Below are 11,654 nucleotides of genomic sequence, written 5' to 3'. Positions count from 1 at the left end.
CGGGACAGGGCTACTTGACGCCCAGCCAGCTCTCGATGGGATGAAGCCCGAAGTAGGCCAGGAACAGGGCGGCGAGCACCCACATCAGCCAGCCGATCTCGCGGACCTTGCCCTGCGCCAGCTTGATGACGACGTGGGAGATGACACCGGCCGCGATGCCCACCGTGATGGAGTAGGCGAACGGCATCAGGACGGTGGTCAGGAACACCGGGATGGAGGTGGCCTGGTCGTTCCAGTCGATGTGCTTGGCGTTGGTCAGCATCATCGAGCCGATGACGACGAGGGCCGCCGCCGCGACCTGGGTCGGGATGAGCTGGGCGAGCGGGGTGAACACCAGACAGAGCGCGAAGCCGAGGCCGGTGACGACACTGGCCAGGCCGGTGCGCGCGCCGTCGCCGACGCCCGCGGTGGACTCGACGAAGACGGTCTGGCCCGAGGCCCCGGCGAGACCGCCGACGATGCCGCCGGCCCCGTCGATGGTGAGGGCCTTGTTGAGGCCCGGCATCTTGCCGTCCTGGTCGACCAGGTCGGCCTGCTGGCCCACGCCGATGATGGTGCCGATGGCGTCGAAGAATCCGGCGAGGACCAGGGTGAAGACGATGACACCGACCGTGATGCCGCCGACGTTGCCGAGGCCGTGGAAGGAGACGCTGCCGAGGAGGCCGAAGTCGGGTGCGCTGACGACGGAGCCCTTGAGTGCGGGGGCGTTGAGACCCCAGTCCTTCTGGCTGAGACCCGCGACCTGGTGGACGATCGCTGCGAAGACCGTGCCGCCGACGATGCCGATGAGGATCGCGCCGGGGACCTTGCGGACCTGCAGCACGAAGATCAGCAGGACGGTGACGGCGAAGCAGACCACCGGCCAGCCGGTGAGCATGTCGGCCGTGCCGAGCTGGAGCGGCTTCGCGCCGGTGACACCGCCGGGGCCCTTCATACCGGTGACGAATCCGGCCTGGACGAGGCCGATGAGGCAGACGAAGAGGCCGATTCCCATGGTGATGGCGTGCTTCAGCGCCAGGGGGATGGCGTTCATGATGAGTTCCCGCAGGCCGGTGACGACCAACAGGACGATGATGGCCCCGTAGATGAGGCACATCGCCATCGCGTTGCCCCAGGTCATCTCCGGGGCGACCTGGTAGGCCATGACGGCGGAGACACCGAGTCCGGCGGCGAGGGCCAGCGGCACGTTGCCGACGAAGCCCATCACGATGGTGGTGACGGCCGCCGCGAGCACGGTGGCGGTGGTGATCTGGCCGCCGTTGAGATGGTGGCCGGTGACATCGGCCCCCGAAAGGATCACCGGGTTCAGCAGGACGATGTACGCCATCGCCATGAAGGTGGTGATGCCGCCGCGCACCTCCGTCCCTACGGTCGAACCGCGCTGCGATATGTGGAAGTACCGGTCGAGCCACGATCTGCCGGCGGGCTGGCGCGCGCCCTCGCCCGCGTCTTCCGGCACCGTTTCCGGGTCAATCGACTGCTGGGTCATGGTGCTTACTCCCAAGGTTCAAAGGGGCACCCGCGAGAAGGCCGGCTCTGCGGGTTTTGGGATGTGCTGCACGACCCGGGGGACGGCCCGAGACGAACTGGGTACTGCCGTGTGCGTACTGCGTCGTGCGTACTGCCGTGTGCGTACTGCGATGTTGCGTACTGCGATGTGGGGGCAAGGACCGCGAGCGGGGCGGTACTGCGGTGCTCCGGGCGGCGCGCGCTGGGAAGTGTGACGTTCCCAGGAGGCACACGCCGCCCGGAGAGTTCGGGAATCAGACGCCGGTCAGGTGCTCGGGTCGCACCGGCGTCCTGTCGAGTTCCAGACCGGTCGCGTTGCGGATCGCCGCGAGGACGGCCGGGGTGGAGGAGAGTGTCGGCGCCTCGCCGATGCCGCGCAGGCCGTACGGGGCGTGCTCGTCGGCGAGTTCGAGCACGTCGACCGGGACGGTCGGTGTGTCGAGGATCGTCGGGAGCAGGTAGTCCGTGAAGGACGGGTTGCGTACCTTCGCGGTCTTCGGGTCGACGATGATCTCTTCCATGACCGCGATGCCCAGGCCCTGGATCGTGCCGCCCTGGATCTGGCCCACCACGGAGAGCGGGTTGAGCGCCTTGCCGACGTCCTGGGCCACGGCGAGTTCGATGACCTTGACCAGGCCGAGTTCGGTGTCGACCTCGACGACGGCGCGGTGCGCGGCGAACGAGTACTGGACGTGGCCGTCGCCCTGACCGGTCTTCAGATCGAAGGCGACCGTGGGCCGGTGGCGCCACTCGAGCTCCAGGTCCACCGCCTCGTCCTCCAGTACGTCGACCAGGTCCGCCAGGATCTCGCCGCCGTCGGTGACGACCTTGCCGCCCTCCAGGAGGAGTTCGGCCGTCGCCCAGGCCGGGTGGTACGTGCCGAGCTTGGCCCGGCCGATCTCCAGTACCTTCTCGCGGACCGCCTCGGCGGCGTTCTTCACCGCGCCGCCGGTCATGTACGTCTGCCGGGAGGCGGACGTCGAACCGGCCGAGCCGACCCTGGTGTCGGCCGGGTGGATGGTGACCTGGTTGACGCCGAGTTCGGTGCGGACGATCTGCGCGTGGACGGTGACGCCGCCCTGGCCGACCTCGGCCATCGCGGTGTGCACGGTCGCGACCGGCTCACCGTTGATGATCTCCATCCGCACCCGTGCGGTGGAGTAGTCGTCGAAGCCCTCGGAGAAGCCGACGTTCTTGATGCCGACCGCGTAGCCGACACCGCGTACGACGCCCTCGCCGTGCGTGGTGTTGGAGAGTCCGCCGGGCAGGGCGCGGACGTCCGCGGCCTCGCCGGCGGCGAGCCACTGCTGCTCGGGCGGCAGCGGACGCGCCTTGACCAGACGCAGCAGTTCGGCGACGGGTGCGGGCGAGTCACAGGCCTGGCCGGTCGGCAGCAGCGTGCCCTGCTCCATGGCGTTGATCTGGCGGAACTCCACCGGGTCCATGTCCAGCTTCGCCGCGAGTTTGTCCATCTGCGCCTCGTACGCGAAGCACGCCTGGACCGCGCCGAAGCCGCGCATGGCGCCGCAGGGCGGGTTGTTGGTGTAGAGCGCGATGGCCTCGATGTCGACGTCCTCGATGACGTACGGGCCCGCGGAGAGGGAGGAGGCGTTCCCGACGACGGCCGGGGAGGCGGAGGCGTAGGCCCCGCCGTCCAGCACGATCCGGCACTTCATGTGGGTGAGCTTGCCGTCCTTGGTGGCCCCGTGCTCGTAGTGCAGCTTCGCCGGGTGGCGGTGGACGTGGCCGAAGAAGGACTCGAACCGGTTGTAGACGATCTTGACCGGCTTGCCGGTGCGGAGCGCCAGGAGACAGGCGTGGATCTGCATCGACAGGTCCTCGCGCCCGCCGAAGGCGCCGCCGACGCCCGACAGCGTCATCCGCACCTTGTCCTCGGGCAGGCCGAGCACCGGGGCGATCTGGCGGAGGTCGGAGTGCAGCCACTGGGTGGCGACGTACAGGTCGACGCCGCCGTCCTCGGCCGGTACGGCGAGACCGGACTCCGGGCCGAGGAACGCCTGGTCCTGCATGCCGAACGTGTAGTCCCCGGAGACGATGACGTCGGCGCGCTTCGCGGCCTCGTCCGCGTTGCCGCGGATGATCGGCTGGCGGTGCACGATGTTCGGGTGCGGGACGTGACCGATGTGGTGGTCGTCGCGGCCCTCGTGCACGAGCAGCGCGTCCGGCCCGGTGGCCGACGCCTCGTCGGTGATGACGGGCAGCTCGACGTACTCGATCTTGATCTTGGCAGCGGCCCGGCGCGCGGTCTCCGGGTGGTCGGCGGCGACGATGGCCACCGGCTCACCGTGGTGGCGGACCTTTCCGTGGGCGAGAACCGGGGTGTCCTGGATCTCCAGGCCGTAGTTCTTCACGTCGGTGGGCAGGTCGTCGTAGGTGAGCACGGCGTAGACACCGGAGGTGGCGAGCGCCTCCGAGGTGTCGATCGACCTGATCTCGGCGTGCGCGGTGGTGGAGCGGAGCGTGAAGCCCCAGAGCATGTCCTCGTGCCACATGTCCGAGGAGTACGCGAACTCGCCGGTGACCTTGAGGGTCCCGTCGGGGCGGAGCGTGGACTCGCCGATACCGCCCTTGGTCTTCGACCCCTGCTGGATGTTGGTGGGGGAACCAGTGACGCCCATGATCAGACCGTCTCTTCCTGGCGAGCGGCCGCGAGGCGGACCGCGTCGAGGATCTTCTCGTAACCGGTGCAGCGGCAGAGGTTGCCGGAGAGCGCCTCACGGATGTCCGCGTCGGACGGGGAGCTGTTCTGCTCCAGCAGTTCGTCCGCCGCGACCAGCAGACCGGGGGTGCAGAAACCGCACTGCACGGCGCCCGCGTCGATGAACGCCTGCTGGATCGGGGAGAGTTCGTCCGCTTCGCCGGTGCGGCCGTCGGTCGGCTTGGACTGCCAGCGCTTGGCGGCGTCCAGGCCGGTGCCACAGGATCCGGCGGCGCAACCGGTGCCGGGGTGGGCGTCGTCGCGGTGCTTGGCGTAGTCCGCCAGGCCCTCGACCGTGACGACCTCGCGGCCCTCGGCCTGACCGGCGGCGACCAGGCAGGCGCAGACCGGCACGCCGTCGAGGCGGACCGTGCAGGAACCGCATTCGCCCTGCTCGCAGGCGTTCTTGGAACCGGGCAGGCCCATGCGCTCACGGAGCACGTACAGCAGGCTCTCGCCCTCCCAGACGTCGTCGGCCTCCTGCGGGCGGCCGTTGACCGTGAAGTTCACGCGCATGATGCGACTCCCTCTGTGCTGCGGCCGTTGCCGCGGTAGGACTCCCAGGTCCAGCCGAGCGTGCGGCGGGCCATGATGCCGACGGCGTGACGGCGATAGCTCGCGGTGCCGCGGACGTCGTCGATCGGGTTCGCCGCACCGGAGACGAGGTCGGCGAACTGCTTGGCGATCGACGGGGTGATGATCTTGCCGCTGTCCCAGAAGCCGCCCTCGTCTAGTGCCGCGTTCAGGAACTCCTCGGCCGCCTTGGCCCGGATGGGGGTCGGGGCCGCCGAGCCGATGCCGGTGCGGACCGTGCGGGTCTCGGGGTGCAGCGCGATGCCGAAGGCGCACACGGCGATGACCATCGCGTTGCGAGTGCCGACCTTCGAGTACTGCTGCGGGCCGTCGGCCTTCTTGATGTGGACCGACTTGATGAGCTCGTCGGGGGCGAGCGCGTTGCGCTTCACCCCGGTGTAGAAGTCGTCGATGGGGATCAGCCGCGAACCGCGCACCGACTCGGCCTCGACCTGGCAGTCGGCGGAGAGCAGCGCCGGGTGGGCGTCACCGGCGGGGGACGCGGTACCGAGATTGCCGCCGACGCCGCCGCGGTTGCGGATCTGCGGGGACGCCACGGTGTGCGAGGCCAGTGCGAGACCGGGCAGCTCCGTGCGCAGGTGCTCCATGATCTTGGCGTAGGGGACGGAGGCGCCCAGCTGGACGGTCTCCTCGCCGACGTGCCACTCGCTGAGGAGGCCGATGCGGTTCAGGTCCAGGAGGTACTGGGGTCGGCGGTGATCGAAGTTGATCTCGACCATGACATCCGTGCCGCCGGCGATCGGCACAGCCGTGGGGTGCTCGGCCTTGGCGGCGAGCGCCTCCTCCCAGCTGGCGGGGCGAAGGAAGTCCATGAAGCGGCTCTCTTCTTCTCATTCGGGTGTTCGCTGGGGCCCGGGACGGCCGGCCCTCGACTGGACGTTCATCTGCTGTTCATTGCTTGACGGCACAAGTACACAAGCCGTGCGGCGTGCGGTGCAGTCACCGAAACCATGAAGGAGTTGGCTGGTGACCTTGGTCGTCTTGTATGTTCGAACGAAGGACGGGAACGAGATACCTCTTCGGATCCCCCTGAAAACGACAAGCTCCGCCGATCGGCAGTATCGGAACGGCGGACCACACAGATCGGCGGCGACGAGATGCGGCTGCGCGCACTGCTGGACACCGACGCGCTGGGCCTGCGGCTGCTCGGCGGCGAGGACGAGCTGGACCGCACCGTGCGCGGTGTGATGACGACGGATCTACGCGATCCGAGCCGGTATCTGACCGGGGGTGAGCTGGTCCTCACCGGGCTCGCCTGGCGGCACTCCGCAGCGGAGTCGGAGCCGTTCGTTCGAACGCTCGCGAGCGCCGGTGTCGTCGGGCTCGCGGCCGGCGAGGCCGAACTGGGTGATGTACCGGAGGACCTGGTGGCGGCGTGCGCCCGCCACCGGCTGCCGCTGTTCGCGGTGAACGAGTCGGTCGCCTTCGCGACCATCACCGAGTACGTGGTCCGCCAGGTGTCCGGCGAGCGGGCCGGGGACCTCGCCGCGGTCGTCGACCGGCACCGCAGGCTGATGACGTCCGGTCCGGCGGGTGGCGGCCCCGATGTGGTGCTCGACCTGCTCACCACCGACCTGGATCTGCACGCCTGGGTGCTCTCCCCCACCGGCCGTCAGATCGCCGGGGCCGGTGACCCGCTGACGGCCGAGGTCGGCGCCGTACTGGCGGCCGGGCACCTCGCGGCGACCCGCACCGGGCGTCGGGGGCCGCACCGGGTCACCGTCCAGGGCACGGTGTACTCGCTGTTCCCGATCCGCAGCAGTGGCCGCGGCGCGGGCCCCGCCGCCCGTGATGTGCGCGAGACGGTGCTCTCCGACTGGCTGCTCGCGGTCGAGGCGGACGCGGGCGACTGGCCGGCCGCCCGGCTGGATCTGCTCCAGGGGGTGACCCAGCTGATCGCCGTGGAGCGCGACCGCCGGGACGCGGCCCGTACGGTTCGGCGCAGGCTCGCCCAGGAAGTCCTCGAACTGGTCCAGACGGGCGCCGCGCCCGCCGAGATCGCGGCCAGGCTGCGGGTGGCCGCTCCGGTGCTGCTGCCGGGGATCGGGGCCGCGCCGCACTGGCAGGTGGTGGTCGCCCGGGTCGACTGGGACCAGCAGGACGGTCCGGCGATCGACGCGGGACCGGTGGCCCAGTCGCTCCTGGAGGAGATCCTGGTCGATCAGGCGCTGCCGGGTGGCGCGGGCACCGGGTCCTCCGACCGGATCGCGGTGGCGCACACCGGGGACGAGGCCATCGCACTCGTCCCGCTGTCGACGCTCACGACCGGCGCGGGAGAGCCGGATTCCGGCGGCCAGGACGCCGGGCTGCACGCCGACGCGCTGCTCACCGCCGTACGCGAGCCGCTCTCGGCGGGCCTCGCCGACGACGGCAGGCTCACTCTGGGTGTATCGGCGTCGGTGCACTCGGCGGAGGGGCTGCGGGGTGCGCTGGAGGAAGCCAGGCACGCCCGGCGGGTGGCCGCGGCCCGGCCCGGCCGGGTCTGCGCGGCGGGCCATCACGAGCTGGCCTCGCATGTGCTGTTGCTGCCGTTCGTCCCCGACGACGTGCGCAAAGCGTTCACCGCCCGGCTGCTCGACCCGCTGCGCGACTACGACCGCCGGCACCGGGCCGAGCTCATCCCGACGCTCGAAGCGTTCCTCGACTGCGACGGTTCGTGGACCCGCTGCGCGACCCGGCTGCATCTGCACGTCAACACTCTGCGCTACCGGGTGGGCAGGATCGAGCAGCTGACGGGCCGTGATCTGTCGCGGCTGGAGGACAAGCTCGATTTCTTCCTCGCGCTGCGGATGAGCTGACGCGACGGGGGGCGCCCGGGACAGCGGGTAGCTCCAAGATTGTGAATCAATTCACCCAACCCCTTGGCCCGGCATGCGTTTCCGTGCTGAGATGCGCCCGTACTCAACAGCTCAATGGCGCGCTCGGGGAGGGCAATGTGGCCTATACCGCCATGTCTGGTTACGGAACGACAGCTGATGACGATCCTCCGCTCCAGACCGCGGTATGGCGGCTGCGCTCGCGCGGCTGCTGGGCGGACGCGGCCGCCCTGCTCGAACCGCACGCGAAACACGACGCCGAGGCCGCGCTGCACCGGGCCGCGCTGCTGATCGAGCGGTGCCTCTACACGGAGCAGGGCTGGACGGACGCGGAGGACGCGCTGCGCACCGCCGAGGCCCTCGCGCGCGGCGACGAGGCACGCGGCGCCGCCGCCTGCGAACGGGGTCAACTGGGCTACGCGTCCACGCTGTTGGGGGTACGGGACCGGGCCGACGAGGCGCGGGCCGCCATGGGCAGGGCCGCCGCACTGATCGCACCGGGCTCGCCGGGCCGTCCGCTGCTGGACTTCCGCCGGGGGCTGATCGCACAGGATCTCGCCGATTCGGCCCAGTCGGCCCGCGCCGCCTTCCGTCGGGCGCACGCCGGCGCGACGGCACACGGCCAGACCTTGCTGCTCTCCTTCACCTGGCGCCATCTGGCGTCGCTGGCGCTGCGGGAAGGCGAGCTGGCGGAGGCCAGGCACGGTTTCGCGGAGTCCCTGCGGATCAGGGAGGAGCTGGGCTATCTCGTGGGTACGGCCCCGGCGTTGGCGGCGCTGGCCGACGCGGAGTCCGAGCCGGAGGCGACCCGGCTGCGGGCCGAGGCCGCCCGGCTGTTCCGGCTGCTGGACGGCGTACCCACCTGGCTGGCGGCGCGGCTCGCACCGCCCGCAGCGGCGGTCTGACGCGGTGACCTGCCGGGGCTGCGGCGCCTGCGGCGTCTGCGCGGGGTGCGGTACGTACGCCCGGAGCGGACCGGCTCCCGGAGGGCACCCGACAGCCGCTCAGCCGTGGGCGCCGGTGAAGTGCTCCCGTACGAGTGACTGGACGACCGTCAGGTCCTGGGCGATCAGGGCGTCGAGCAGCGCCGTGTGCTCCGCCGCGTCGGCGAGGAGGTCGGCGCGGCGGGTGACGGGGGCGCTCACCAGCGGCCACTGGGCCCTGCGGTGGAGGTCGTCGGCGACCCCGACCAACTGCTGGTTGCCGGAGAGTCCGAGGACCGCGCCGTGGAAGGCGCGGTCGGACTCGGCGTAGCGGGCCCGGTCGCCGACCGCGGCGGCCGACACGGTGGCCTCGGCCAGGGGCCGCAGCTCCGTCCAGCGCCGGGCCGGGACGGAACGGGCCAGCCTCAGCATCACCGGAACCTCGATGAGGGCCCGCACCTCGGCCAGTTCGGAGAGTTCCCGCGCGCTGCGCTCGGCCACCCGGAAGCCCCGGTTGGGCACGACCTCGACGGCGCCCTCGACGGCGAGCTGCTGCATCGCCTCGCGTACCGGCGTGGCGGAGACACCGAAGCGCATCCCCAGGACCGGTGCCGAGTAGACCTCACCGGGGAGCAGTTCGCCGCCGACCAGGGCGGCGCGCAGCGCGTCGAGGATCTGGCCGCGCACCGAGTGGCGCTGCACCACTTTCGGCCCAGCGAACGGCGGTGTCACCGACGGCTCTCCGTGGGTGTGCTCGCCGCGGACCTGCCCGGCGCCGCCGAGCGGCTCGGGGCTGCGGGCAGGTCCCGGGATACGGGCCTGCTCAGGCGGGTGCGCGGAGACGTGCGGCCGTGCCGCGTCGCGCGCTCTGCCCTGTTCCACCTGGGTCCTCCTCCTGCGTCCTGTTCAGCACGATAGGCGGACCTGGCGTCAGTTCACACATCCGCCGAATCGGATAAGGTAAGGCTTACCTGCTCACGATCGCGATTCGGTGGTCCCTGCATGACTCTCCCCACCATGCTGCGCAGCCCGGTCTCGGCCGCCTACGAGCGACTGGCCGAGGTCTTCCCCGGCCTGTCCGTCACCGAACTGGCGGGCGCCGAGCAGCCGCCGGTCACCGGTGGCTGGGTGACCGCCACCGCGCTCGCGGCCGGTGGTCCGGCGCTCGACGCCTTCCTCGACTGGGACCGGGCGCAGGTGCAGCGGGACTACGGGCAGTCGGCCCGGCCCGATGTCATCGCCGGCTTCGGCTTCCACCGCTACGCCTGGCCCGCCTGTCTGCTGATCACGGTCCCCTGGTTCCTGCACCGCAGGGTGCCCCGGCTCCCGGTCGGTTCCGTCGCCTTCCAGCGCACGCTGGGCCGGATGACCGTCCGGACCGGTGAATTCGCCTGCCTTCCCGACGACCCGGCGGCGGCGCTGCCGGGCGCCAGGGTGGTGGCCGACGAGGACGCGCTGCGCACCGAGGTGCGGGCGGCCGTCGCCGAGCACCTGGATCCGGTGCTCGACGGCTTCGGGCCACGGATGCGGCGCGGCAGGCGTGCGCTGTGGGGCATGGCGACCGACGAGATCGTCGAGGGGCTCTGGTACATCGCGCATCTGCTCGGCGAGGAGCAGCGCGGGGTGACGGAGCTGGAGCGGCTGTTGCCGGGCGCGACCGCCCCGTACGTCGGTGCGGCGGGCTTCCGCGAGCTGACCGGACCGCAGGGCCGGCCACTGCCGACCCGGGACCGGGCGAGCTGCTGCCTCTTCTACACCCTGCGCCCCGAGGACACCTGCGTCACCTGTCCCCGGACGTGCGATGCGGACCGAGTCGCGAGGCTCAGCTCTGACACCGCCCGTTCGGCTGACTGAATTCGCACGCAACAGGACGCGCACGCAAGGCAGTTCGACCAGATCACCCCTATCCGGTGTTCCCCGCCCTCCGTTGGCGTGCTCTTGTCCCGAAACGCCCTGAGGGCCCCGGGATCTGAGCAACCATTGCGCCCGCAAGGCACTGACGCGATGCAAGGGACACCGCATGCGACTGACCGACATATCTCTGGACTGGCTGCTTCCCGGTGGCGTGATGATCGCGGGGGTCCTGGTCGCGGTGGCGGTGCTCGCGCGCGGCAAGCGCGCCGCGGACAAGGCCACGACCGACGACACCTGGGAACGCAGCGAAGAACGCAGACGGCACAAGGAAGCGGTCTACGGGATCGCCTCCTACCTGCTGCTGTTCTGCTGCGCGGCGGTCGCCGCCGCGCTCTCCTTCCACGGCCTGGTCGGCTTCGGCCGGCAGAATCTCGACCTCACAGGGGGCTGGGAGTACCTCGTCCCGTTCGGCCTGGACGGCGCCGCCATGTTCTGTTCGGTGCTCGCCGTACGCGAGGCCAGCCACGGCGACGCGGCGCTCGGCTCCCGGCTGCTGGTGTGGACCTTCGCGGGTGCGGCGGCCTGGTTCAACTGGGTCCACGCACCGCGCGGGCTGGACCACGCGGGCGCTCCGCAGTTCTTCGCGGGGATGTCGCTCTCGGCCGCGGTGCTCTTCGACCGCGCGCTGAAGCAGACGCGGGTGGCCGCGCTGCGCGAGCAGGGGCTGGTGCCCCGTCCGCTGCCGCAGATCCGGATCGTACGGTGGCTCCGCGCCCCCAGGGAGACCTTCGGCGCCTGGTCGCTGATGCTTCTGGAGGGGGTACGGACGCTGGACGAGGCGGTCGACGAGGTACGCGACGACCGGCGCCGGAAGGAGGAGGACCGGCTCCGCAGGCGGGACCACGAGAAGCTGGAGCGGGCCCATCTCAAGGCCATCAACCGGCAGCACCGTTCCTTCGGACGCGGTCGCGGCGGCCGTCAGGTGGAGGTGGCGGGCACGGCTCCGGCTGTGACCGCCGCGAAGGCCGTCGCGGAGCCCGCCATACCCGAGCCGGGACAGCTGCCCTTACGACCCAGGCCCTCCCTGCAGGCGGTGACCGGCCCTGAGGCCGCGAAAGGCGCGGAGCCCGCGCCGGTCGACCTCACCGCCGAGGACGACACCCAGACCCTTCCGCGACTCGACTCCCTGGAGCAGAAGCTGAAGGATCTGGAACAGCAATTCGGCTGAGCGCGACGTGC

9 protein-coding genes are annotated in these 11,654 nt (G+C 71.1%); 4 read left to right on the top strand and 5 right to left on the bottom strand.

Features of this window, described 5'->3' with window-relative positions; translation table 11 throughout:
- Positions 1-10 precede the first annotated feature (10 nt).
- The 4 genes from NBY69_RS33930 to NBY69_RS33915 form a co-directional block, all read right to left on the bottom strand.
- Positions 11-1,489: an NCS2 family permease gene (locus NBY69_RS33930; RefSeq protein ID WP_250305898.1), complete on the bottom strand. Its 1,479-nt coding sequence runs from the start codon at positions 1,487-1,489 to the stop codon at positions 11-13.
- A 274-nt stretch (positions 1,490-1,763) separates the two neighbouring features.
- Positions 1,764-4,148, bottom strand: coding sequence for a xanthine dehydrogenase family protein molybdopterin-binding subunit (locus NBY69_RS33925; RefSeq protein ID WP_250305897.1), 2,385 nt, complete (start codon positions 4,146-4,148; stop codon positions 1,764-1,766).
- A 2-nt stretch (positions 4,149-4,150) separates the two neighbouring features.
- Positions 4,151-4,744: a (2Fe-2S)-binding protein gene (locus NBY69_RS33920; protein WP_250305894.1), complete on the bottom strand. Its 594-nt coding sequence runs from the start codon at positions 4,742-4,744 to the stop codon at positions 4,151-4,153.
- Positions 4,735-5,634: a xanthine dehydrogenase family protein subunit M gene (locus NBY69_RS33915; RefSeq protein WP_250305893.1), complete on the bottom strand. Its 900-nt coding sequence runs from the start codon at positions 5,632-5,634 to the stop codon at positions 4,735-4,737. Before NBY69_RS33915 ends, NBY69_RS33920 begins: the two co-directional genes overlap by 10 nt.
- Before the next feature lie 285 nt (positions 5,635-5,919).
- Here NBY69_RS33915 and NBY69_RS33910 point away from each other — a divergent pair, with 285 nt between their 5' ends.
- Together NBY69_RS33910 and NBY69_RS33905 are read left to right on the top strand one after the other, a co-directional pair.
- Positions 5,920-7,620 carry a PucR family transcriptional regulator gene (locus NBY69_RS33910; RefSeq protein ID WP_250305891.1) on the top strand — a complete coding sequence of 567 codons (1,701 nt, stop codon included), beginning with the start codon at positions 5,920-5,922 and terminating at the stop codon, positions 7,618-7,620.
- Between the two features lie 152 nt (positions 7,621-7,772).
- On the top strand, positions 7,773-8,543 hold the full coding sequence (locus NBY69_RS33905; RefSeq protein WP_250306025.1) for a hypothetical protein: 771 nt from the start codon (positions 7,773-7,775) through the stop codon (positions 8,541-8,543).
- A 99-nt stretch (positions 8,544-8,642) separates the two neighbouring features.
- On the opposite strand, the gene NBY69_RS33900 is transcribed toward NBY69_RS33905, so the two are convergent.
- The gene (locus NBY69_RS33900; RefSeq protein WP_250305890.1) at positions 8,643-9,443 is read right to left on the bottom strand and encodes a GntR family transcriptional regulator; all 801 of its coding nucleotides are present in this window, start codon (positions 9,441-9,443) and stop codon (positions 8,643-8,645) included.
- A gap of 120 nt (positions 9,444-9,563) precedes the next feature.
- Between NBY69_RS33900 and NBY69_RS33895 the strand changes: the two genes are divergently transcribed.
- Both NBY69_RS33895 and NBY69_RS33890 read left to right on the top strand, forming a co-directional pair.
- Complete coding sequence (locus tag NBY69_RS33895; protein WP_250305889.1) at positions 9,564-10,415, top strand: (2Fe-2S)-binding protein; 852 nt, start codon at positions 9,564-9,566, stop codon at positions 10,413-10,415.
- A 166-nt stretch (positions 10,416-10,581) separates the two neighbouring features.
- Complete coding sequence (locus NBY69_RS33890; RefSeq protein ID WP_250305887.1) at positions 10,582-11,643, top strand: DUF2637 domain-containing protein; 1,062 nt, start codon at positions 10,582-10,584, stop codon at positions 11,641-11,643.
- Positions 11,644-11,654: the final 11 nt, after the last annotated feature.

This window comes from Streptomyces sp. A 4/2 (genome assembly GCF_940670765.1).
Lineage (GTDB): Bacteria > Actinomycetota > Actinomycetes > Streptomycetales > Streptomycetaceae > Streptomyces.
This window is presented reverse-complemented; position numbering and strand designations above follow the sequence as displayed.